We start from the raw sequence: 22,196 nt of genomic DNA on the forward strand, positions 1-22,196 counted from the left end.
TTTTAGTATATTTGAGTAAACCATACATTTATGATTAGCTATACCACTGCTCTTTTATACGCTATTCCGTTTTTTATGATTTTAATGGCCTTAGAAATAGGCTACGGATATTTTGTTAAAAAACAAATGTATACGGTTTTAGATACCGTATCTAGTATAAGCTCTGGTTTTACTAATATTATAAAAGATTCTTTGGGTATAGGTTTGTTAATTGTTTCTTATCCGTATTTAGAACGTAATTTGGCATTGGTTAATATCGGTAATTCATGGGAGGTTTGGGTACTTGGTTTTATATTTATAGATTTTGCTGGTTACTGGAATCATAGATTGAGTCATAAAATCAATATTTTTTGGAATCAACACGTAATTCATCATAGTAGTGAAGAGTTTAATTTGTCTTGTGCATTGCGACAATCAATTTCTAATTTAATTGGATATGTACCTTTATTATTGCTTCCTGCAGCTCTTTTGGGAGTTCCAGAACAAGTAATTGCTGTTTTAGCACCGTTGCATTTGTTTGCTCAATTTTGGTATCATACAAGGCATATAGGTAAGTTGGGTTGGTTAGAGTATGTAATTGTTACGCCATCTCAGCATAGAGTACACCATGCAATTAATCCGGAATATATAGATAAAAATTTAGGTCAGATTTTTAGTTTCTGGGATCGTTTGTTTGGTACTTTTCAAGAAGAGTTAGATGATGTTCCACCGCAATACGGAGTTTTGAAACCTGCAGCAACATGGAATCCTGTTCACATAAATTTTCAGCACTTTTGGAGATTAGTAAAGGATGCTTGGTATACGAAAAATATATGGGATAAAATTAAAATTTGGTTTATGCCAACAGGGTGGAGGCCGGCAGATGTGAAAGAAAAATATCCAATAGCAATTATTGAAGATGTGTATGCTTTTAAGCGTTATACTACAGAAGCTTCTAAATTATTTAAAGGATATATTCTTTTTCAGATGTTTGCTACATTAGGACTTATGCTTTTTTTGTTTTACAATTTTGAAAACATAGGGTTTGGTGCAGCTTTGCTTTACGGAGCATTTATTTTTGTTGGTGTATATGGTTATACCACCTTAATGGATAGAAAAAAATATGCATTAACTATAGAGGTAGTAAGGAGTATGTTAGGAGTAGCCTATTTAATAATTCAAAATGGTTGGTTTGGAATGCAAACATATTTTGCAGGAGCAACAAGTGTAATGTTAAGCTATTTTTTAATAACAATAACGGCAGCAGTATATTTTACGTTGTTAGAAAAAGAGTTTTTTAATAATGAAATTGTAGCTTAATTAAGCTTTATCCTTAATTTCTTTGTTCACCAACTTTATATAATTTTTCATAGCCTGTTTAGGCGTTAAGTTTTTTGCTTGTATTAAAGCATTAGCTTTAAAAGCATTAATTAAAGGGGTTCTACTACCTGGGTTATCAAAGTTTTTGTGTGCTATACGGTAATATGCATACAGTTTTAAAAGTAAATCTGCAGGTAATGGTTCTGTATAGTTATTAACGTGCTCTACAGACTCTAAAAACTCTTTATGTAATTTGTCATTAGTCATTTTGGCTTGGTAATGTAGCAATACAAGTTTTAGCACCAATAACTTTTTGGTTTAATTTAACAGTAACCACAGTATCTAATGGTAAAAAAATATCTACTCTAGATCCAAATTTTATAAAACCAGCATCTTCACCTTGGTGTACACTGTCACCAACTTTAGCATAGTTTACAATTCTTTTAGCTAAAGCACCAGCAATTTGTCTGTATAAAATATCTCCAAATTTAGGCGTGTTTATTACAACAGTAGTACGTTCATTTTCTGTACTTGCTTTTGGGTGCCACGCAACTAAATATTTTCCAGGGTGGTATTTAGAATATTTAATAGAACCAGATGCAGCGTACCTTGTAACATGTACGTTAACAGGAGACATAAATATAGATATTTGCTTACGCTTACCTTTAAAATATTCTGGCTCTTCTACTTCTTCAATAACTACAACTTTACCATCTACAGGAGCTAAAATATCATCAAAAGTTCTTTTTACTTTTCTTTTAGGGTTTCTAAAGAACTGTAGTATCAATATTAAAAAAACAAGGGCAACAACTTGTAGTCCTATTTTTAACCAGTTTAGTGTAACAAAATACTCTGCAGATACAATTGCTGCAACTACTAAAATAAAGGTAATGATGATAATTTTTTGTCCCTCTTTATGAAACATGTGAAAATATAATTAATGTTAAAAATGCAAATGGAGCAGCAAAGACTAAACTGTCTAAACGGTCCCAAATTCCTCCGTGTCCTGGTAATATTGCTCCGCTATCTTTTACCTTAGCTTTTCTTTTAAATTTAGATTCTATTAAGTCTCCTAAATTGCCAGTTACAACTATTACGGTTGCTAATATAAGCCATTGTAGTATACTTAAATTATTTTCAAAGATAGAAATAATATACGCAGCAATTAAGGCAAATACTAAACCGCCAGCTGCACCTTCAATAGTTTTTTTAGGGGAAACCGATGGAAAAAGCTTTGTACGGCCTAATTTACGGCCAACTAAGTAAGCAAAACTGTCATTTACCCAGATTAATATAAAAATACCCATAATCAATATTTTTTCAAAACCACCACCTCTATAAGGTATCATTGTTAAAAAAATACAGCCACCACCTAAAAATAATAATCCGCAAAGAAATTTTTCAATAGGAGTAAACACTTTCTCTTTTTTAGAAAGTAAAAAGTATAGTAATAGAATGTCTGTAACTAAAGTTGCTACAAGTAATATGTTAATTATCCATTCTTTTTGTATTAAATATATGTATGCCCACCAAAGTGCTAGGTAGGCAACAAAAACGTAGTATCCTTTTAATTTAACTATGCGCTTATACTCAAATAAACAAGCCAAACCAAATGCCATAAATAAAAAGTCGAATGCATCTGAATTTAAGAATACAGCTGATAATAAAAGCACTACGTATATAATGCCTGTTATTGCTCTTTTGTAAATTTCTTTCATACTTATAAATCTTCCATTAAGATAAGATATAAGTTTTTAGCTGTACTTCCGTAAGACAAAAAATCATCTTCTTCTTTTATATTAGACTGAAAATGTTTTATAGTGGTGATATTTGCAGGAATTCTGCCTTGGTATTTCTTTTTTATACTTTTTAATCCATCTCCTAAGCTAGCCGTAAGTTGGCTAGTAGTTGCATATACAATAAAATTGTCTGGTAGTTCATTCATTTTTCTTTCTTTTAATTGATTAGAAGAAATTAGAATAGAACCATTTTGAGCTATTAAGTGCTCACAAGTTGTAAAAAATACGGTACTTTTTTTGGTAGATTTTGAAAACGAAATATGTTCATTAGCAAATTTTTTCTCTAACCTGTCATCTAAAGAAAAGAAAGAGTTGTTTTGCCATCCGTTTTCCTCTACAATGTTTTGTAAAGCAGATGATACTTCATCATCAGAATCACAATAAATAAATTTTCCACCATTTTTTTTAAAGTAAATGGTAAACTTTTCGTCTATAGGCAAATCCAGTTCTGGCATATGCACACCACGATTTTCAGCGGGTGCATCCGAACTCTTTTTTTTACTAGCGCCAAAAAGTTTACCAAATATGCTCATTAAAAATATTAAAATTTATGGTGTGTACGTACTATTCTTCCTCAGAAGAATTGGTAGTAGCGTCTTTTTTTGCTTCTTCTTCAGCATTTTCATTAACATCTTTAGCAAAAGGTCTTTTTCCAAAAATCTTTTCTAAATCATCTTTAAAAATAACTTCTTTTTCTAACAAACGCTCTGCTAACTCTGTAAGCTTGTCTTTGTTTTTGTCTAAAAGATCTATAGCTCTTAGGTATTGCTCTTCTATTAATTTTGAAATTTCTTCATCAATAATACGAGCCGTTTCTTCGCTATAAGGTTTAGAGAATCCATAAGAGTCTTGCCCAGAAGAATCGTAATATGTTAAGTTACCAATTTTATCGTTTAAACCATAAACAGTAACCATACCTCTTGCTTGTTTAGTCACTTTTTCTAAGTCACTTAAAGCACCTGTAGATATTTTATTAAAAATAACTTTTTCAGCAGCACGTCCACCAAGAGTAGCACACATTTCGTCTAGCATTTGCTCAGAACGTACAATTAAGCGCTCTTCTGGTAAATACCATGCGGCTCCTAAAGATTGTCCTCTTGGTACAATGGTAACTTTTACTAACGGTGCAGCATGTTCTAGCATCCAACTTACGGTTGCGTGCCCTGCTTCATGGTAAGCAATAGTTTTCTTTTCCCCAGGAGTTATTATTTTGTTTTTCTTTTCTAAGCCACCAACTATACGGTCTACTGCGTCTAAAAAGTCTTGCTTGTTTACAGCTTTTTTCTCTTTACGTGCAGCAATTAATGCAGCTTCATTACATACGTTAGCAATGTCTGCTCCAGAAAAACCAGGTGTTTGTTTAGCTAAGAAATCTAAATCTAAAGTTTCAGCTGTTTTAATAGGCTTAACGTGTACTTCAAAAATTTCTTTACGTTCTCTAATATCTGGTAAGTCTACATAAATTTGTCTGTCAAAACGACCAGCTCTCATTAATGCCTTGTCTAACACATCTGCGCGGTTTGTTGCAGCTAATACAATAACATTTGTATTGGTGCCAAAACCATCCATTTCTGTTAATAACTGGTTTAATGTGTTTTCTCTTTCATCATTAGAACCTGTAACGTTGTTTTTACCACGAGCTCTACCAATAGCATCAATTTCATCAATAAAAATAATTGCAGGAGATTTGTCTTTGGCTTGCTTAAATAAATCACGCACCCTAGATGCACCTACACCTACAAACATCTCTACAAAATCTGAACCAGATAGTGAAAAGAAAGGTACTTTAGCTTCACCAGCAACAGCTTTAGCTAATAATGTTTTACCAGTACCAGGAGGGCCTACTAATAAAGCTCCTTTTGGTATTTTACCACCTAAAGAGGTGTATTTTTCAGGGTTTTTTAAGAATTCTACAATTTCTTCAACTTCTTCTTTAGCACCTTCTAAACCTGCAACATCTTTAAAAGAAGTACGCGTATCTGTTTTTTCATCAAATAATTTAGCTTTAGATTTACCAATGTTAAATATTTGGCCTCCGGCACCACCACCGCTACCACCAGACATTCTACGCATCATAAATATCCATATACCTATGATTAGTACAAATGGTAATAGTGTAAATAATAAGTTTTCAAACGTATTAGATTCTTTTTCGCTATCTATAATTGTATCAACATTATTTAATGCTTTAGCGTCTTTAATTTCTTTTTCAAAAATTTCTAAAGAAGCATAGTTTACAACATAGCTAGGAGATTCTGTAGGATTTAAAGAAAAACTAGGTTTAGAAACAGGTTTGTGAGAATCTTTTTCTAGCGCTTCTTCAGTTAAGTATACCTTTGCATAGCCTGCATTAGATATAATCATAACTTTTTTAACGTCACCATTTTTAATATATTCTAATAAATCTGATGTAGTTTTTTTTCTGGTAGAAGATAAGCCATCACTGCTTAAAAACTGAAATCCTATAATTAATGCTACTAAAATACCATAAATCCACCATGAGTTAAATTTAGGTTTGTTAGGTTTTGTATTATTGTCTTTTGCCATTCTATTTATTTACTGGTTATAACTACTTTCTATAGCGGTAACTTTTGCGTCTCCCCAAAGTCCTTCTATGTCATAAAAGTCTCTTGTTTGCTTTTGGAAAACGTGTACCACAACATTAACGTAGTCTAATAAAACCCATTCAGAATTGTCTGAGCCTTCTACGTGCCAAGGTTTATCCTGTATAGCTTTACTAACGGTTTTTTGTATTGAGCTTACTATTGCATTAACGTGCGTGTTAGAGGTACCGTTACAAACTACAAAGTAGTCGCATACCGTATTTTCTATTTCTCTAAGGTCTAGTAAATTTATATCGTGCCCTTTTACTTCTTCAATTCCTTGTAAAATTAAAGTTATAAGTTCGTCTGCACTAGCTGTCTTTTTTTGCATTCAAAAATTTTAGATTATACAAAGTTATTGTTTTTTTGTTTTTTTAACTATTGTTTTTAACATAAGATTGCAGAATATTATTATAATCTACATATGCAGATAATCAAACTTAATGCCACCAGCTCTACAAATCAGTATTTAAAAGAGTTAATTATGTCTACTTCAGTAGAAGATTTTACAGTGGTTATAGCAGAAAAGCAAGAACAAGGACGTGGGCAAATGGGCACGCAATGGCTTTCTGAACCTGGTAAAAACCTGACTTTTAGCGTTTTAAAAAAAGGTGAGACTTTAGAGGTTGCAGATCAGTTTTTGTTAAATATGTGTGTGTCTTTGGCAGTGTATGAAGCCTTAAAAGAACTTAATATACCAAATTTAGCTGTTAAGTGGCCAAACGACATTCTGTCAGCTAATTCTAAAATATGTGGAATTTTAATTGAAAATATACTGATTGGCAGTAAAATACAATCTTCTATTATTGGTATAGGTCTAAATGTAAACCAGCTTACATTTAATAATTTGCCTAATGTATCATCTTTAAAATTACTTAAAGGAGTAACTTTTAATTTAGATGAAGTTTTGCAGGTAATTATAGTAAAGTTAAAAAAGTATCTTACGTCAAATTATTTAAATAGTCCGGATGTTTTAAGAGCTTTATATCAGGAAATTATGTTTAGAATACATAAACCATCTACCTTTAAAAGTAAAGAGGGAGAAGTGTTTATGGGCTTTATAAAAGGAGTATCCTCTAGCGGAAAATTAATAGTTCTACTAGAGGATAATATTTTTAAAGAGTATAACTTAAAAGAAATACAATTGCTATATTAAATAACACTTAAGTTGCTTGATAAGGTGTCTATAAATTTTGTAATAGGGCCTTTTATCATCATAGCCATCATAGCGTTAAATTCGCCTTCAAAACTAAGAGTAACTTCTGTTTCTGTTGCGGCAATGCTATTAATGTCTGCAGTTAATGTAAACGGAAGTTTATCACTAGCTGCTCCTAATATTATTTTATTGTTAGGGTGTTGCTCTTTTAATTTTAAAACTATTTCTGGCATTCCTTTAAGTGCAAAAAGAAATTTATCTTCGCTTAATACCTCAAACTTACTAATGTTTTCTGGCATTAATTTTTCAAAGTTTTTAATGTCAATTAAAAAATCAAAAACTTCTTTATCACTTTTGTTTACTGTTTTTTTTGGTGCTTCTATATGCATATTGTTATGGTTTCCAAACTGCCGGATTGCTTTTCCATTGCAGTAGCGTGTTTAATTGTTCTTCTTTTATGTAATTAGTGTCTGATGCCTGTTGTATTAAGTTAGGGTAGTCACTAAGTGTATGCAATTCAATGTCTTCAGTTTTAAAGTTTTCATCGGCAACGTTAAATCCGTAGGTAAAAATAGCTACCATACCTTTAACATTTGCACCGGCTTCTTTTAAAGCTTTAACCGCATTTAAGCTACTTTTTCCTGTGCTAATTAAATCCTCTATAACTACAACGTTTTGGTTAGGAGATAATTGACCTTCAATTTGGTTTTGTCTTCCATGAGATTTTGGTTCTGGCCTAACGTATACAAACGGAAGTCCTAAATACTCAGCAACAAGCATACCAATACCAATGGCACCAGTAGCTACACCAGCAATAACATCTGGTTTGCCGTATAGTTCTTCTACTTGCTTAGCCATTTCTTCTCGTATATAGTTACGAATTATAGGATAAGATAGAATTATTCTATTATCACAATAAATTGGAGATTGCCATCCAGAAGCCCATGTAAAAGGATTTTCTGGTTTCAACTTAATTGCATTAATTTGCAATAAAAGTTCGGCTGTTTTTTTTGCAGTGTCTTTATTTAAAACCATAGCGCAAATGTATAAAGTTTTTGTGAATGAATTGCCCTTGATTTTGACAAATAAACTGTCAGACATAGCAGATAATAAATATTTTTTATTAAATGAGGAGGCAATTAATGAGGCAATTAAAGCCTTGTCAAAGAATAAATTGCCAAAGGCTTACATATATCATCCTAATAAAGAGGAGATTTTAAAAAAATTCTCTAAAAAAATACCTATTGTAGTAGCTGGTGGTGGTGTAGTAACAAATAAAGAGGGTAAAGTACTTTTTATTTATAGAAATGATAAATGGGATTTGCCTAAAGGAAAGCTAGATAAAGGCGAAACTATAGAGCAATGTGCCATTAGAGAGGTTGAAGAAGAAACAGGTGTACAAGGATTGAAAATTGAAAACCTGTTAAAAATTACATACCATATTTTTAAAAGAAATGGCAAGTATAAACTAAAAGAGGTGCATTGGTTTGCAATGAAAACATCTTACAAAGGAGAGCTTACTGGCCAAATTGAAGAGGGTATAGAAAAAGTGAAATGGAAAGGCCCAAGCAAAATTGCTAAGGCCCTAGAAAATTCTTATGCTAATATTAAAATTTTGTTTGAAGAATAATTTTAATTGTTCTTCATTAATTTATATATAGGATATTGCATATGTGCTTTTTCATAGTGTTCAGATTTTTTGTGCAACCAATTTAGCTGTGCGTACCAATTTTTAGCAAAGTTTTCATCTGTAGACTTTATGGTGTCAAACTCTGCTTTTAATTTAGGGTTGTTTTTTAATAGTTTGGCAGCTACGTCTTCAAAAACATAAGGAGAAAAACCTTCTTTCTGTTGTAAAATTGTGTCAAAAAAGTTCCAATTAAAAAAAGAATCTACAGCCTCTGGCTCTAGGGTTTCTAACAGGTAACGTATACCTCTTTGGTTGGTAGGTACGTAGTAATCACCCTTATAAAACTGCACACTTTGGTTGTTGGTGGTAACAGTTGTGTTGCTATGTGGGTAATGACCTTCATATGCAGATTTGCGAGTGTCATAATCTTCTATTCTGTATGTCTGTACCGTAATTATAGTATCTTTCTCTAGTTGAGTATACTCTATTTTATTTGCATCAAGATGTGGAATTACTTTTTTCCATCCCTTGGGTATTATGTAAGCCTCTGGTACTGTTACAAAATTTGTAGGAGCCATATAATTGCTATAGGTAACTTCTTTTGTAAAGGGCTTAGATCTGTCATATTTTAATCTGGTTAAGCCTGTTACTTCGCTCTCTATATAGTCTGCCTCATAGCCCTTAAAATTTAACGTAGAAGTCTTTGTGGTATCTATTTTAAATTTTACTGGGTAGGTGATTTTTTCTTGATCTGCAGCAAATGCATTAGCTCTTAATTCTTTAATTTTTTTGCCATCTTTTTCAGAGATATCTATCATTTTTTGCATAAGATAATATGTGCCCATAACTCGTTTTTTGTACGGTTTAAGCATATGTGTTTCTACCATTAAACCTAATGTGTTCCATAGGGTAGTGTAGCCAGTAGAATACCTTGGATAATCCATAAATTGAGAAAAACCTTTTTCAGGTACACTATTAAAAACATTAACATAAGGTGTTATAGGCCAATTAATTTCTTCTAAAGAATTTTCTAAAGTAGGCATCATCTCTGTATGAAGATAATTGCCTAAATCACCACCTAATTTATTATGTTGTGTAAATAAGTGTGTTAAGGTGTATTGGTAATCTGCGCCATTACTAACGTGGTTATCTATAAAAATATCTGGTTTTGTTAAATGAAAAATTTCAGCAAAAGTTTTTGCATTTTTAGTATCATTTTTTATAAAATCTCTGTTAAGGTCATAATTTTGTGCATTGCCTCTAAACCCATATTCTTTGGGTCCGTTTTGGTTGGTTCTAGAGGTAGAATTACGGTTTAATGCACCGCCAATATTGTAAATAGGAATAGTAGTTAATACGGTATTTCTTGGAGCTCCAATTTTGTTTACCACTAAATCTCTAAATAAGAGCATAGTAGCATCTATACCGTCACTTTCTCCTGGGTGTATACCGTTATTTATTAGAATTACAGTTTTGTCTTCTAACTTATTAAAGTTAAACTCACCATCTGGATTATAAGTTACTAAATGTAATGGCAAGCCACTGTCTGTTTCGCCAATAGTAAGTACGTTTATTTGCGGAAACTCTTTAGCAAGTTTAATGTAAAAGTCTATAACTTCTGTGTAAGTTGGTGTTTCTAATCCGTTGCTGGTTTCAAAAAAAGTCTGAAAATCTTTTTCTTTGTCTTCTGGTTTTTCGCTACAGGCAATAATGCACAAGAAGCAGAAAAGACTAATAATTTTTTTCATTCTCTAAAATAGTTTTTTGGGGTTTAATAAGTTTTAGTAGAGTTTACATAACTCTAACAGTATCTGGAACTAAGCTGGTATAATCTCCGTTGTTTCTAATTACGTCTCTAACAATAGAAGAGCTTATGTATGATTTACCAGAGGATGTAAGTAAAAACACAGTTTCAATTTCAGATAATTTTCTGTTGGTGTGTGCAATAGCTTTTTCAAACTCAAAATCTGCAGGGTTACGTAAACCACGTAAAATAAAATGTGCGTCTACTTTTTTACAAAACTCAACAGTAAGGCCTTCGTAGGTCATTACTTTTATTTTGGGTTCATCTTTAAAAGCTTCGCTAATAAATTTCATCCTTTGTTCTAAAGTAAACATGTATTTTTTATCGGCATTAATACCAATAGCAATAATTACTTCATCAAAAAGGGTAATGCCTCTGTTAATAATATCTGTATGGCCTAATGTAAGCGGATCAAAAGATCCCGGAAAAATGGCACGTTTCATATAGTTGTGGTTTAGTGTTTTGTAAAAATACACTAGGTTTTCTAATGGTTTTTTTACAAGTGATAAAGTTACTTAATTTATCTTAAAGCCTCAGTTATAGCACTCTCAAACAATTGCGATAGAGAAATACCTGCTACAGCGGCTTGTTGTGGTAAAATACTTTCTTCTGTTAGTCCAGGTGTTGTGTTCATTTCTAACATAAAAGGCTCATTATCTACAAAAATAAATTCGCTTCTAGAGTAGCCTTTCATTTTTAAAATCTTGTACACGCGTAATGCTATATTGCTAACCTTTTCTTCTTGTTCTTTAGTAATACGAGCAGGAGTAATTTCTTGAGATTTGCCTTCATATTTGGCTTCGTAATCAAAAAAGTCGTTCTCAGTAGTAATTTCTGTAATGGGTAAAACTTTAGGCTCTCCGTTGTACATAATAACTCCAACAGAAACTTCTGTGCCATCTAAAAAGGCTTCAATAATAATTTCATCATCAGCCAAGTAAGCATTTTCAATAGCTTTAGGTAAATCTTCTTTTTTGTGTACTTTAGATATGCCAAAGCTACTACCAGCTTTATTAGCTTTTACAAAGCAAGGTAACCCAACTGTATTTATAATTTCGTCTTCATTTACAACATCACCTTTATTTAGGTAGTATGATGCGGCTGCTTTAATACCATAAGGCTTTAACGTGCTAAGTAAATCTCTTTTATTAAAAGTTAATGCAGCTTGGTAAAAATCACAAGCAGTTTGTGTTATTCCAATTAAGTTAAAATAAGCTTGTAAATAACCATCTTCACCAGGTGTACCATGAATTGCGTTAAAAACACAGTCAAACTTAATTTTATGCCCATTTTCAATAATGCTAAAATCACTTTTATCTACAGGAGATTCAGCATCATTAGCATCTACATAAACCCATTTATCTTTTAAAATGTGAATTCTATACAGGTTAAACTTGTTAGAATTTAGGTGCTTATAAGCAACGTTTCCGCTTTTTAAGGATATTTTATACTCGTTAGAGTAGCCTCCCATAATTATGGCAATATTTTTTTTCATGATAAATTAATAAGGGTCATAAATGCAAATAACAAATATCATTTTTTTAAATTAAAGAAAAAAGCATTGGGTTTTATATATTTGTGCGATAATATTATAGTTATGCGAAATTTTTTCAACTTTTTAAAAAGTAAAACATTAATAATACAATTAGGTATAGCCCTAGGAGTAGTAATAGTTTTAGTATTTGTTGTTTTACAATGGCTAAAGTCTACAACAAACCACGGTGAATTTGTAGAGGTGCCAGACTTTTCTAAAATGACTGTTTCTCAAATGAAGCATGAAATAGATAAAGCTGGGTTACGTTCTCAGATTTTAGATTCTGCTAACTATAACCCTAATTACCCTAGGTTTTCTATTATAGAGCAAAATCCACCAGCAGGTAATAAGGTAAAAAAGAATAGAAAAATATACTTTACAGTAAACCCATCTGGGTATAAAAAAGTATCTGTACCACAAGTTATACAAAAAACCAAACGTAATGCAACTTCTATGTTACGTGCCGTTGGTTTAGATGTTTTAAAGGTAACTTATGTAGATGATATAGGGGAAGATATGGTACTAAAAATTAAGTACAAAGGTAAAGTAATTAAAGCCGGAGAGAAATTGCCAAAAACCTCTAAAATAGAGTTGGTATGTGGTAACGGAAACCACTAAATAATAATAGTTTAGCTACATATTTATGAGTGAAGAATTTGGACCAGAAGCCAATGATGATGAACTTTATGAGCACCATAAAGTAGTTGCTGCTAAAGGGCAAGAGCCACTGCGTATTGATAAATTTTTAATGAATTTTATAGAGAACGCAACTCGTAGTCAAATACAAAAAGCAGCAAAAGATGGTCATATTTGGGTAAATAATGTAGTTGTTAAGCAAAATTACAAGGTAAAAGCTGGAGATGATATACGTGTTATGTTTAGTCATCCTCCTTATGAGTTTTTATTGCAGCCAGAAGATATTCCTTTAGATATTGTTTATGAAGATGATGTGCTTTTGGTGGTAAATAAACCAGCGGGTATGGTAGTGCATCCAGGTCACGGAAATTATTCTGGAACTCTAATAAATGCTTTGTTACACCATTGTAAGGTAGATTTGCCAAACAACAGTAGTGATAGGCCAGGTTTGGTACACCGTATAGATAAAGATACCTCTGGACTTTTAGTAGTTGCAAAAACAGAAGCTGCAATGACATTTTTATCAAAACAGTTTTTTGATAAAACGTCAGAAAGAGAATACGTAGCTATTGTATGGGGAAATGTAGAGGCAGATGAAGGTACTATAGAAGGACATTTAGGTAGGCACCCAAAAAACAGGTTGCAGATGCACGTTTTTCCAGAAGGAGACCAAGGAAAAGAAGCTATTACGCATTACAAAGTTTTAGAACGTTTAGGTTATGTTACCGTAATTTCTTGTAAGTTAGAAACGGGAAGAACGCACCAAATTAGAGTGCATATGAAGCATATTGGTCATACTTTATTTAATGACGAGCGCTATGGAGGCGAGCGTATTTTAAAAGGTACAACCTTTACAAAGTACAAGCAATTTGTAGAAAATGCATTTAAAATACTACCAAGGCAAGCCCTACACGCTAAAACTCTTGGTTTTGTGCATCCTGTAACAAAAGAGTTAATGCAGTTTAATACAGAAATTCCTGAAGATATGGCCAGTGTTATAGAAAAGTGGAGACACTACGCTAAACACTCTACAGAGAATTAGTTTTTGCAATAGTGGTATTTAAAATCTCTTTTGTTGTTTGTACAAAACATAAAAAATGATTCTTAATTTTAGCATCAAATTATAGATAAGATGAAGATTGTTATTTCACCAGCTAAGTCGTTAGATTTTGAATCTAAACTGCCAACAGATAAATATACAGCGCCTAAATTTTTAAAGCAGGCCACTAAATTAAATACTATTTTAAAAAAGAAATCTCCTAAGGCTATATCTGAGCTTATGAGTATTTCTGATAATTTGGCACAACTAAACTGGCAACGCAATCAGGACTTTACAACGCCTTTTACAACTAAAAATGCTAGACCGGCAGTGTATGCTTTTAATGGCGATGTTTACCAAGGGTTAGATGTGTATTCTTTGTCAGAGGATAAGTTAGAGGTTTTACAAGATAAATTAAGAATACTATCTGGTTTATATGGTGTTCTTAAGCCGTTAGATTTAATAATGCCTTATCGCCTAGAAATGGGAACTAAAATGGCAGTAGGTAGTAATAAAAATTTACACGAATTTTGGAAGAAAGATGTAACAGCGTACTTAAATGAAGAGTTACAGGAAAATGAAATTTTTGTAAACCTTGCAAGTAACGAGTATTTTGGTGCAGTAGATAAAAAAGGTTTAAAGTCTACCATAATTACACCTGTTTTTAAAGATTGGAAAAATGATAAGCTAAAGGTAATTAGCTTTTATGCAAAAAAGGCTAGAGGATCTATGGTGCGTTATATTGTAGATACTAATGCAGAAACCTTAAACGATATTAAAAAATTTACTACAGACGGCTACGCTTTTAGTCAAGAGCATACAGAAAAAGAAAATATGCCAGTTTTTATTAGATAATAATATCTTTAAAACATCGTTTTTTATAGTAGACAATAATATATGTTTCCTATGAAAAATAAAATTCTACTTCCTTTAATACTACTAGTGCTAACTATTTTTAGCTGTGATGATAGAGATGATAACCTTGAAGCAGTAAATATTAGAATAAAAAATGTTAGTGCGGTAGCTTATGACGTAGTACAAATAAATGGAGATACCGAAAATGTACATACAGATGTTGCATCGGGTGCATTATCAGACTATTTTGAGTACGAAACAGCATACGCATATGCATCTATAGTAATAGAAACAGAGGAACAAACCTATACTTTACAGCCAATAGATTATGTAGGTGAAACACCTTTGCCTTTAGGTTTTTATACCTATGAGCTAAATATAACGGAAGAAGGTAATAGCGTAGAATTAAATTTAGTTGTAGACTAAATTAATTTTGTCTTTGCTTTTGTATGTTTTCAGCAATTTTTATTGCTAAAGCTCTCTTTTTAGATAATAATCTTTCAATTTCAGCTTCTAAAGCAACACGTTGTTTTTCTAATTCAGCTGCTTCTAATAATAAAGCGTTGTCTTTAAGTTCTAATTCAGATGAAACTGTATTAATACCGTTTTGAGTAAATATGTCTAAAGCTGTTATAGTGTTTTCAACATCTAATAAAGCTAATTTTGCGTAGTGTCTACCCAAATCCCAATCTTTAGGAGCAGCAGCCTTATCAATATTTTCTAATCCTTTTAAGACCGAATTTTTTGCATCTGCACAATTACAATCTTTCATTAGCCTATTTGTTTTCTCTAAAGCAATGTAAGCTTTGTTAGCATAAAATTTTTGATGATCAAAATTATCTGCCTTTAAAGATTTTTTGGCATAATTTAGAGCGTAAGAGCTTGCAGAGTAAGCATTGTCACAGTTAGATACTGGAGTACTTGTAAAACCTGTTGTTATTACAAGAGAAATAAATACAAATGCACTTTTAAACATAATCTTGGGGGTTGGTTTTGTTTGTAATTTGGAATTACAAAGTTGGTTTATTTTTGGCTTTTATTAAAAGTTATGTGGTAAACATAAGCAAAGTTGTGGTGAAAAACGCTTTTTATATCGGTTAAACTGTTTGTTTTTATGGATAAAAAGCATAAGTTGTTGACTTACTTCTTTTTATCTGGACTTATTTTTTCTTGTAATGTAGGCTGTTTTTTAATTTTTCTTTTTCTTCTAGCACCATAAGTGCCATTTATTATTTTACCTCTTTTAGATTTTTTATCTCCTTTTCCCATAGTGTTCATTAAATTCCCTTAAAAGGTAGTAAATTTTAAGTAGAATGTCAAGTCTAATTTTAAAAGTATTCAGAATAAAATATTCATTAAAACACATCCATTGCTTGTTAAATAATTGTAATATAGATAAAATAGTGACAATTTGATACGAAATACCTCTGTTTTGTAAAATTTTAATATTGTTAAAAACCCTTAAATGAAGTACCTTTGAAAACAGCAAATCAGGTAATAATTCTGTTAAATTATTTTGGTTATCTATAATTAATTTGATAAAATTATTAGAACTAGTAAGTAAACACTAATAAATACATTAATAAATGAAGATTAACAAGGTTTTAGTAGCTAATAGGGGAGAAATTGCAATCCGTATTTTTAGAGCTTGTGTAGAAATAGGCATAAAAACGGTAGGTGTATATACCTATGAAGATCGTTACTCGTTACACAGGTATAAAGCAGATGAATGTTACCAGATTGGAGAAGATCATGAGCCTTTAAAACCGTATTTAAATATAGATGCTATAATACAAGTAGCAAAGGATAATGGAGTAGACGCCATACATCCTGGTTACGGATTTTTATCTGAGAATGCTGAGTTTGCACAAAAGTGTGCAGATAATGATATAATTTTTGTTGGGCCTAAAGTTTCTGTTCTTAAATCTTTAGGAGATAAAATAACAGCAAAAGAAGTTGCTGTAGCTAATAATGTACCTGTAATACAAAGTAGTGATAAAGATTTAACAGATGTAAGTATAGCTATAGAAGAAGCTAAGCGTATAGGTTATCCAATTATGTTAAAAGCTGCTTCTGGCGGTGGTGGCCGTGGTATGCGTGTTATACGCACACAAGAAGAGTTAGAAAAGGCTTTTCCTGAAGCCCGTAGAGAGTCTTTAAATGCTTTTGGTGATGACACTGTTTTTCTTGAGAAATTTGTAGAAAACCCAAAACATATAGAGGTACAAATAGTAGCAGATACCCACGGTAATATGGTGCACTTATATGAGCGCGATTGTTCTGTGCAAAGACGTTACCAAAAGGTAATAGAGTTTGCTCCTTCTATTGGTTTACCTCAAGAAGCTAGAGATAGTTTGTATAAGTACGCTATAGATATATGTAAAGCAGTAAATTATAATAATATAGGTACTGTAGAGTTTTTAGTAGATGATGATGGTAGTATTTACTTTATAGAAGTAAACCCAAGAATACAAGTAGAGCATACAGTAACAGAAATGATTACCAATATAGATTTGGTAAAGGCTCAGCTATTTATTGCAGGTGGTTACAAATTATCAGATCAGCAAATAAAAATACAAGATCAAGAATCTGTAAAAATTAACGGTTACGCACTGCAATGTAGAATTACTACAGAAGATCCTGCAAACGACTTTAAACCAGATTATGGTGTAGTTACAACTTACAGAAGTGCTTCTGGTTTTGGTATTAGGTTAGATGCAGGTAGTATTTATCAAGGAGTGCGTATTTCTCCGTTTTTTGATTCTATGCTTGTAAAAGTTTCTGCTATTAGTAGAACATTAGACGGCTCTTGTCGTAAAATGCGTAGGGCATTGGCAGAGTTTCGTATTAGAGGTGTAGAAAGTAATATGGCGTTTTTAGATAATATTTTAAAACACCAAACTTTTAGAGACGGTAAGGTTACTGTAAATTTTATTAAAAATGAGCCTTCATTATTTGAGTTTGTAGAGCCAAGAAACCGAGCTAATAAACTTATAGAATACCTTGGGGAAACCATAGTTAATGGTAATCCAGATGTAAAAAAGAAAGATCCTAACCACGTTTTTTCTAAGCCCAAAGTACCTTCTTTTGAGAAAATGAGTTCTTACCCAAAAGGAACTAAAGATTTACTAACAGAATTAGGTCCAGAAGGTTTTGCTACCTGGTTAAAAAATGAGAAAAAAGTTCATTTTACAGATACCACAATGCGTGATGGTCACCAAAGTTTATTGGCAACCCGTATGCGTACTATAGATATGTTAAAAGTATCAGAAGGCTACGCTAAAAACTTTCCGGAAATATTTAGTATGGAAGTTTGGGGTGGTGCTACGTTTGATGTTTGCTTACGATTTTTACAAGAAAACCCTTGGGAGCGTTTGGCATTATTACGTAAATCTATGCCAAATGTATTGCTACAAATGCTTTTACGTGGTTCTAATGGCGTTGGTTATACAGCTTACCCAGATAATTTAATTGAAAAATTTGTAGAACAATCTTGGGAAACTGGGGTAGATGTATTCCGTATTTTTGACTCTCTTAACTGGATGAAGTCTATTGCTCCTACTATAGAACACGTACGTAACAGAACTGGTGGTTTAGCAGAAGGATCGCTTTGCTATACAGGTGATATTTTAGACCCTAAAAAAACAAAGTATAATCTTAAATATTATATTCAATTAGCAAAAGATATAGAGAATGCAGGTGCGCATATTTTAGGTGTAAAAGATATGGCTGGGTTATTAAAACCTAATGCTGCGTTTGAGTTAATATCAGCCTTAAAATCTGAAATAAATATACCAATACATTTACACACTCATGATACATCATCTATACAGGCGGCAATGTATTTAAAAGCTATAGAAGCAGGAGTAGATGTTGTAGATGTAGCACTAGGCGGGTTATCTGGTTTAACATCACAACCAAACTTTAACTCCCTCGTAGAAATGTTGCGTTTTCATGAGAGAGAAAATAAGTTAGATACAGATAAGCTAGCAGAATACTCTAACTACTGGGAAACCGTACGTAATTATTACTATACTTTTGAGTCTGGACTAAAATCTGGTACAGGAGAAGTATATAAACATGAGATTCCAGGAGGACAATATTCTAACCTAAAAGGGCAGGCAATTGCATTAGGTTTAGAAGATAAATTTCCTGAGGTAACAAAAATGTATGGTGAGGTTAACCAATTGTTTGGAGATATTGTAAAAGTAACCCCTAGCTCTAAAGTGGTAGGTGATATGGCGCAGTATATGATTAGCAATAACCTAACTGTAAAAGATGTTTTAGAGAATGGTGATAGTATTTCTTTTCCGCAATCTGTAATTAGTTTCTTTAAAGGAGATTTGGGACAGCCAGTAGGCGGATTCCCAAAAGAACTTCAAAAAATTATTTTAAAAGATCAAGAGGCCTATACAGAAAGACCAAATGCACACCTAGAGCCTATAGATTTTGATAAAGAATTTAAAACTTTTAAACGAAAGTTTAAGAAAGGAATGGGACGAGATTTAGAAATTACAGATTTCTTGTCGTATAAATTATATCCAAAGGTATTTACTGACGCTTATAACAACCATGTTAAATACGGTAATGTTATGAATATACCAACAAAAAACTTCTTTTATGGTATGGAGGTAGGAGAAGAAATTTTGGTAGAATTAGATAGAGGTAAAAATGTATTGGTGTCGTTAATGCTAAAAGGAGAGCCAGATGAAAACGGTTACGTTAGTATTTTCTTTAAAATAAATGGGCAATTACGTAATGTAATGGTTAAGGATAAGGCTGTAAAAGTTATTAAGGCTCAAAACGTAAAAATAGATAAAGATAACCCTAAAGAAATAGGAGCTCCTTTACAAGGATTATTATCTAATGTTTTAGTTAAAAAAGGACAAGAGGTGAAAAAGAATCAACCTTTGTTTGTAATTGAGGCAATGAAAATGGAAACAACAGTAACCGCTACAGCAGAAGGTGTTGTAGATAAAATACAACTAACAGGCGGAGCACTTGTAAATTCTGATGATTTAGTTTTAGTGCTTAAGTAATATTTATAGCAACTATTTTAAAATAGTAAACACCATTTCTCTACAATTAGGGGAATGGTGTTTTTTTGTTTGTAAACATTTAAACATACCTAGTTTATTCTATTTATCTAAATAAAAAAACGCATTGTTAATTTTTTTATGAGTTTTTGTTTATTTTATGTATATGATTTAATTACTTAAAAATCAATTATTTAAAATTAATTTTAACTTTCTATTTATATTTATTCTAAATAATTTTGTTGCTACAATTTTCAGTTTTACTTTTGGGTATTATTTTAAATAAATCTAAATAAGGATTATGTGTAAAAAGTTATGTTTACTATTTGTATTAGCAATTCAAATGTCTTTTGCTCAATCACAAATAGAAGGTTATGTTACAGACGCTAACAATGAGCCAGTGAGCTATGCTAATGTTTTTTTATCAGGAACAAAAATTGGAACAACTACTAATGAAAATGGTTTTTTTACGATTTCTAATTTAAAAGAAGGCACCTATAACGTAAAAGTATCTTATGTTGGTTACCATGGTGTTGTTAAGTTGGTTACATTAAAAGAAAACGAAACTATTAAGCTTACTTTTAAGTTAGAAGATAATTTAAAATTAGAAGAGGTTGAGGTTTTTGGTAACAGATTTGAGCATCCAGACAAAATTGAAGCACTTACACGTTTACCTTTAGCTCCTTATGAGCAAATTCAGAGTATTTCTATCATTTCTGATAAATTAATAGAGCAACAAGGAAACCTTACAATTTCTGATGCAACTAAAAATGTACCAGGTGTTTATACATTTGCTACTTATGGTAATAAAAGAGAGAGTATGTCTTCACGTGGGTTTAGAGGTATTCCTATTTTAAAAAATGGAGTGCGTGTACATTCAGATTTTAGAGGGCAGGGAATACTAACAGATATGCAAGGTGTAGATAACATTCAGGTTTTAAAAGGTGCAGCATCTATTACGCAAGGTGTAGCAACAGATTTAGGTAGTCCGGGTGGTGTTATTAATATAGTAACAAAAACCCCAAAATACTACTCAGGAGGTTCTGCTTCATTACGTGTAGGTAGTTTTGGGCAAACACGTGCTACTTTTGATGTGTATGGGCCTCTAGATAACGCTAAAAATTTAGCATTCAGAATTAACGGAGCTGTAGAAAGATCTGATAGCTACAGAACAGGTGTGTCATCAGACCGTTTTTACATTAACCCTTCTTTAGAGTGGAGGTTAGATGATAAAACAACCATTACTGCAGAAATGGATTATTTAGATGACAGTAGAACTCCAGATGTTGGTACTATAAATTTAGATGAGAATAATGTAAATGCAATTTATGACCTGCCTGATAATATATTTTTAGGCTATGCAAATGACAAAGCATTAACAAAAAACGCAACGTACTCTATTCGTTTTAACAGAGAAATAAATGATAAATTAAGTATTAAAGCAGCTTATTTTTCTTCTACACTAGATTTAGATGATAAAGGAGCTAGTTTAGGAAATGTAGTTACAGATACAGATGACAACCCTATTTACAACCAAAGAAATCGCGGTTATGCAATTTCTACACGTAATGATAAAAATAGCGTGTTGCAGATAGATTTAATTGGTGATGAAGTGCAAACAGGAAATATAGCACACACTTTTCAGGTTGGTTTTGACTATAGAACTACTGCATATAGTACCACAAGTCAAAGCGGATCTAATTTAGATATTGTAGACGTTTTTAATCCTTCTTCTAACTCATCAACACTGCCAGCAGATTTAGGTTTTGGAGATGTAAGTATAGGAGAATCTGAGTCTAGGTCTTTAGGAGTAGTTGCGCAAGATGTAATAACATATAACAAATGGTTAAAATCTTTTATAGGCTTGCGTTACAGTAAAACACTAACAGATGCAGCAACAGAAACTACAGAAAGTGATGCCTTTAACCCGTTAGCCGGACTTATAATTACTCCAATAGAAAATATAAATGTTTTTGCATCTTATACAAATAGCTCTTACCCAAGAACAGGTACTAGGTTAGATGTAAATGGAAATCAGTTAGGTAATGAGCGTTTTGATCAATTAGAAGCCGGCGTAAAAACAAATTGGTTAGACAGCCGTTTGCGTTTTAATTTTACTTATTTTAAAATCAATAATAAAAATATTAATTTACCTGTTTATGATGAAAATTGGGTCGCTACTGGTTTTTATGAAAAAGGAGGTAATGACGAGCGTAAAGGTGTAGAGGTAGAATTAAGTGGTCGTATTTTAGATAACTTAGAAGTAATAACAGGATATAGCTATATAGATGCGCAATACAAAGAACATACATCTTTTGTATATGGTTCTGCTCCTTTAAATACGCCAAAGCATACTTTTAATGTGTACGCAAATTATAGTTTTAAACAAAAATTAAAAGGATTATCTGTAGGAGCAGGAGTGTACTATACAGGAGAAAGACCAATTAATGACTGGAGTGCAGGAGCTGTAACTCATGAAGGTATTGTGCCTAACCAAGAACCTTTTTATGTGAATTCTTATACGCAAGTAAATACGCAAGTTTCTTATGCACTTAACAAACAATGGAGTTTACGCTTTTTGGTAAACAATGTGTTTGATCAAATTGGGTATAATGCATACAGAACTCGTTACATTAACCAAACAGATCCAAGAAATTTTGCAGGAGTACTAACCTACAGGTTTTAATAAGTTAGTTTAAGTTTATAATGAGAAAAGTACAACCGTAGTTGGTTGTACTTTTTTTGTAAAAAGAAAACCCCTAAAACCATTTTGGTTTTAGGGGTTTTATATGATAATCATTTATT

The 22,196-nt window shown here is 32.0% G+C and carries 22 protein-coding genes; 9 read left to right on the forward strand and 13 right to left on the reverse strand.

Translation table 11 applies throughout. From position 1 onward, the window contains the following. Window positions 1–30 precede the first annotated feature (30 nt). Window positions 31–1,299, forward strand: a complete 1,269-nt coding sequence (locus JM80_RS07565) for a sterol desaturase family protein (protein ID WP_013620161.1) — start codon at window positions 31–33, stop codon at window positions 1,297–1,299. On the opposite strand, the gene JM80_RS07570 is transcribed toward JM80_RS07565, so the two are convergent. Genes JM80_RS07570 through rsfS form a run of 6 tightly spaced genes read right to left on the reverse strand, consistent with a single transcriptional unit; the run spans window position 1,300 to window position 6,032 of the window. Beyond that, on the reverse strand, window positions 1,300–1,566 hold the full coding sequence (locus tag JM80_RS07570) for an acyl-CoA-binding protein (protein WP_013620160.1): 267 nt from the start codon (window positions 1,564–1,566) through the stop codon (window positions 1,300–1,302). It abuts the gene before it with no gap. Beyond that, window positions 1,559–2,224: a phosphatidylserine decarboxylase family protein gene (locus tag JM80_RS07575; protein ID WP_013620159.1), complete on the reverse strand. Its 666-nt coding sequence runs from the start codon at window positions 2,222–2,224 to the stop codon at window positions 1,559–1,561. The genes JM80_RS07570 and JM80_RS07575 overlap by 8 nt, the downstream gene beginning before the upstream one ends. After that, on the reverse strand, window positions 2,214–3,017 hold the full coding sequence (locus JM80_RS07580) for a phosphatidate cytidylyltransferase (RefSeq protein WP_013620158.1): 804 nt from the start codon (window positions 3,015–3,017) through the stop codon (window positions 2,214–2,216). The genes JM80_RS07575 and JM80_RS07580 overlap by 11 nt, the downstream gene beginning before the upstream one ends. 2 nt (window positions 3,018–3,019) lie before the next feature. Further along, window positions 3,020–3,631, reverse strand: coding sequence for an LUD domain-containing protein (locus tag JM80_RS07585; RefSeq protein ID WP_013620157.1), 612 nt, complete (start codon window positions 3,629–3,631; stop codon window positions 3,020–3,022). 31 nt (window positions 3,632–3,662) lie between these two features. Continuing rightward, window positions 3,663–5,645, reverse strand: a complete 1,983-nt coding sequence (ftsH, locus tag JM80_RS07590; protein ID WP_144709622.1) for an ATP-dependent zinc metalloprotease FtsH — start codon at window positions 5,643–5,645, stop codon at window positions 3,663–3,665. Window positions 5,646–5,654: 9 nt separating this feature from the next. Beyond that, window positions 5,655–6,032: a ribosome silencing factor gene (gene rsfS / locus JM80_RS07595; RefSeq protein ID WP_038504726.1), complete on the reverse strand. Its 378-nt coding sequence runs from the start codon at window positions 6,030–6,032 to the stop codon at window positions 5,655–5,657. Window positions 6,033–6,125: 93 nt separating this feature from the next. On the opposite strand from rsfS, the gene JM80_RS07600 reads away from it, so the two are divergent. Next, the gene (locus JM80_RS07600) at window positions 6,126–6,857 is read left to right on the forward strand and encodes a biotin--[acetyl-CoA-carboxylase] ligase (RefSeq protein ID WP_038504724.1); all 732 of its coding nucleotides are present in this window, start codon (window positions 6,126–6,128) and stop codon (window positions 6,855–6,857) included. Here the strand turns inward: JM80_RS07600 and JM80_RS07605 are convergent. Beyond that, entirely contained in the window at window positions 6,854–7,246 is a 393-nt protein-coding gene (locus JM80_RS07605; protein ID WP_013620153.1) for an orotate phosphoribosyltransferase, read from the reverse strand. The genes JM80_RS07600 and JM80_RS07605 overlap by 4 nt on opposite strands. Window positions 7,247–7,250: 4 nt before the next feature. Continuing rightward, window positions 7,251–7,892 (reverse strand): orotate phosphoribosyltransferase, encoded by a 642-nt coding sequence (gene pyrE / locus JM80_RS07610; RefSeq protein ID WP_013620152.1) that lies wholly within the window; start codon window positions 7,890–7,892, stop codon window positions 7,251–7,253. 7 nt (window positions 7,893–7,899) lie between these two features. On the opposite strand from pyrE, the gene JM80_RS07615 reads away from it, so the two are divergent. Then, window positions 7,900–8,487 carry an NUDIX hydrolase gene (locus JM80_RS07615; protein ID WP_013620151.1) on the forward strand — a complete coding sequence of 196 codons (588 nt, stop codon included), beginning with the start codon at window positions 7,900–7,902 and terminating at the stop codon, window positions 8,485–8,487. 2 nt (window positions 8,488–8,489) lie between these two features. Here the strand turns inward: JM80_RS07615 and JM80_RS07620 are convergent, their stop codons facing one another. From JM80_RS07620 to JM80_RS07630, 3 genes are all read right to left on the reverse strand, one after another. Continuing rightward, a complete protein-coding gene (locus JM80_RS07620; RefSeq protein ID WP_144709623.1) occupies window positions 8,490–10,235 on the reverse strand; it encodes a M14 family metallopeptidase in 1,746 nt (581 codons plus the stop codon). A gap of 43 nt (window positions 10,236–10,278) precedes the next feature. Beyond that, the gene (gene coaD, locus JM80_RS07625) at window positions 10,279–10,734 is read right to left on the reverse strand and encodes a pantetheine-phosphate adenylyltransferase (RefSeq protein ID WP_013620149.1); all 456 of its coding nucleotides are present in this window, start codon (window positions 10,732–10,734) and stop codon (window positions 10,279–10,281) included. A 77-nt stretch (window positions 10,735–10,811) separates the two neighbouring features. Then, the gene (locus JM80_RS07630; RefSeq protein ID WP_013620148.1) at window positions 10,812–11,786 is read right to left on the reverse strand and encodes a D-alanine--D-alanine ligase; all 975 of its coding nucleotides are present in this window, start codon (window positions 11,784–11,786) and stop codon (window positions 10,812–10,814) included. 102 nt (window positions 11,787–11,888) lie between these two features. On the opposite strand from JM80_RS07630, the gene JM80_RS07635 reads away from it, so the two are divergent. The 4 genes from JM80_RS07635 to JM80_RS07650 all read left to right on the forward strand — a co-directional run bounded on the left by JM80_RS07635 (window position 11,889) and on the right by JM80_RS07650 (window position 14,781). Next, window positions 11,889–12,443 (forward strand): PASTA domain-containing protein, encoded by a 555-nt coding sequence (locus tag JM80_RS07635; protein WP_038504719.1) that lies wholly within the window; start codon window positions 11,889–11,891, stop codon window positions 12,441–12,443. A gap of 25 nt (window positions 12,444–12,468) precedes the next feature. Further along, window positions 12,469–13,503, forward strand: coding sequence for an RluA family pseudouridine synthase (locus tag JM80_RS07640; RefSeq protein ID WP_034646252.1), 1,035 nt, complete (start codon window positions 12,469–12,471; stop codon window positions 13,501–13,503). A 90-nt stretch (window positions 13,504–13,593) separates the two neighbouring features. Then, on the forward strand, window positions 13,594–14,355 hold the full coding sequence (gene yaaA, locus JM80_RS07645) for a peroxide stress protein YaaA (protein WP_013620145.1): 762 nt from the start codon (window positions 13,594–13,596) through the stop codon (window positions 14,353–14,355). Between the two features lie 51 nt (window positions 14,356–14,406). Further along, the gene (locus JM80_RS07650; protein ID WP_013620144.1) at window positions 14,407–14,781 is read left to right on the forward strand and encodes a hypothetical protein; all 375 of its coding nucleotides are present in this window, start codon (window positions 14,407–14,409) and stop codon (window positions 14,779–14,781) included. 1 nt (window position 14,782) lies between these two features. On the opposite strand, the gene JM80_RS07655 is transcribed toward JM80_RS07650, so the two are convergent. Together JM80_RS07655 and JM80_RS07660 are read right to left on the reverse strand one after the other, a co-directional pair. Further along, window positions 14,783–15,331 (reverse strand): hypothetical protein, encoded by a 549-nt coding sequence (locus JM80_RS07655; RefSeq protein ID WP_013620143.1) that lies wholly within the window; start codon window positions 15,329–15,331, stop codon window positions 14,783–14,785. 164 nt (window positions 15,332–15,495) lie between these two features. Further along, the gene (locus JM80_RS07660) at window positions 15,496–15,624 is read right to left on the reverse strand and encodes a 30S ribosomal protein THX (protein WP_075695785.1); all 129 of its coding nucleotides are present in this window, start codon (window positions 15,622–15,624) and stop codon (window positions 15,496–15,498) included. Window positions 15,625–15,941: 317 nt separating this feature from the next. Between JM80_RS07660 and JM80_RS07665 the strand changes: the two genes are divergently transcribed. Both JM80_RS07665 and JM80_RS07670 read left to right on the forward strand, forming a co-directional pair. Next, the gene (locus JM80_RS07665; RefSeq protein ID WP_144709624.1) at window positions 15,942–19,394 is read left to right on the forward strand and encodes a pyruvate carboxylase; all 3,453 of its coding nucleotides are present in this window, start codon (window positions 15,942–15,944) and stop codon (window positions 19,392–19,394) included. A gap of 298 nt (window positions 19,395–19,692) precedes the next feature. Then, window positions 19,693–22,077 carry a TonB-dependent receptor gene (locus JM80_RS07670; RefSeq protein WP_144709625.1) on the forward strand — a complete coding sequence of 795 codons (2,385 nt, stop codon included), beginning with the start codon at window positions 19,693–19,695 and terminating at the stop codon, window positions 22,075–22,077. The last annotated feature ends 119 nt before the right edge of the window (window positions 22,078–22,196 follow it).

This window comes from Cellulophaga sp. RHA_52 (assembly GCF_007827205.1).
In the GTDB taxonomy this organism is placed as follows: Bacteria; Bacteroidota; Bacteroidia; order Flavobacteriales; family Flavobacteriaceae; genus Cellulophaga; species Cellulophaga lytica.

Excerpts from the sequence above, each read along its gene's own strand:
- ftsH (WP_144709622.1), bottom strand. The coding sequence starts at position 5,645 with ATGGCAAAAGACAATAATACAAAACCTAACAAACCTAAATTTAACTCA.
- JM80_RS07670 (WP_144709625.1), top strand. The coding sequence starts at position 19,693 with ATGTGTAAAAAGTTATGTTTACTATTTGTATTAGCAATTCAAATGTCT.
- coaD (WP_013620149.1), bottom strand. The coding sequence starts at position 10,734 with ATGAAACGTGCCATTTTTCCGGGATCTTTTGATCCGCTTACATTAGGC.
- JM80_RS07575 (WP_013620159.1), bottom strand. The coding sequence starts at position 2,224 with ATGTTTCATAAAGAGGGACAAAAAATTATCATCATTACCTTTATTTTA.
- yaaA (WP_013620145.1), top strand. The coding sequence starts at position 13,594 with ATGAAGATTGTTATTTCACCAGCTAAGTCGTTAGATTTTGAATCTAAA.
- JM80_RS07570 (WP_013620160.1), bottom strand. The coding sequence starts at position 1,566 with ATGACTAATGACAAATTACATAAAGAGTTTTTAGAGTCTGTAGAGCAC.
- JM80_RS07635 (WP_038504719.1), top strand. The coding sequence starts at position 11,889 with ATGCGAAATTTTTTCAACTTTTTAAAAAGTAAAACATTAATAATACAA.
- JM80_RS07600 (WP_038504724.1), top strand. The coding sequence starts at position 6,126 with ATGCAGATAATCAAACTTAATGCCACCAGCTCTACAAATCAGTATTTA.
- JM80_RS07665 (WP_144709624.1), top strand. The coding sequence starts at position 15,942 with ATGAAGATTAACAAGGTTTTAGTAGCTAATAGGGGAGAAATTGCAATC.
- pyrE (WP_013620152.1), bottom strand. The coding sequence starts at position 7,892 with ATGGTTTTAAATAAAGACACTGCAAAAAAAACAGCCGAACTTTTATTG.
- JM80_RS07640 (WP_034646252.1), top strand. The coding sequence starts at position 12,469 with ATGAGTGAAGAATTTGGACCAGAAGCCAATGATGATGAACTTTATGAG.
- JM80_RS07655 (WP_013620143.1), bottom strand. The coding sequence starts at position 15,331 with ATGTTTAAAAGTGCATTTGTATTTATTTCTCTTGTAATAACAACAGGT.
- JM80_RS07615 (WP_013620151.1), top strand. The coding sequence starts at position 7,900 with ATGTATAAAGTTTTTGTGAATGAATTGCCCTTGATTTTGACAAATAAA.
- JM80_RS07660 (WP_075695785.1), bottom strand. The coding sequence starts at position 15,624 with ATGGGAAAAGGAGATAAAAAATCTAAAAGAGGTAAAATAATAAATGGC.
- JM80_RS07585 (WP_013620157.1), bottom strand. The coding sequence starts at position 3,631 with ATGAGCATATTTGGTAAACTTTTTGGCGCTAGTAAAAAAAAGAGTTCG.
- rsfS (WP_038504726.1), bottom strand. The coding sequence starts at position 6,032 with ATGCAAAAAAAGACAGCTAGTGCAGACGAACTTATAACTTTAATTTTA.
- JM80_RS07620 (WP_144709623.1), bottom strand. The coding sequence starts at position 10,235 with ATGAAAAAAATTATTAGTCTTTTCTGCTTCTTGTGCATTATTGCCTGT.
- JM80_RS07630 (WP_013620148.1), bottom strand. The coding sequence starts at position 11,786 with ATGAAAAAAAATATTGCCATAATTATGGGAGGCTACTCTAACGAGTAT.
- JM80_RS07650 (WP_013620144.1), top strand. The coding sequence starts at position 14,407 with ATGAAAAATAAAATTCTACTTCCTTTAATACTACTAGTGCTAACTATT.
- JM80_RS07565 (WP_013620161.1), top strand. The coding sequence starts at position 31 with ATGATTAGCTATACCACTGCTCTTTTATACGCTATTCCGTTTTTTATG.
- JM80_RS07580 (WP_013620158.1), bottom strand. The coding sequence starts at position 3,017 with ATGAAAGAAATTTACAAAAGAGCAATAACAGGCATTATATACGTAGTG.
- JM80_RS07605 (WP_013620153.1), bottom strand. The coding sequence starts at position 7,246 with ATGCATATAGAAGCACCAAAAAAAACAGTAAACAAAAGTGATAAAGAA.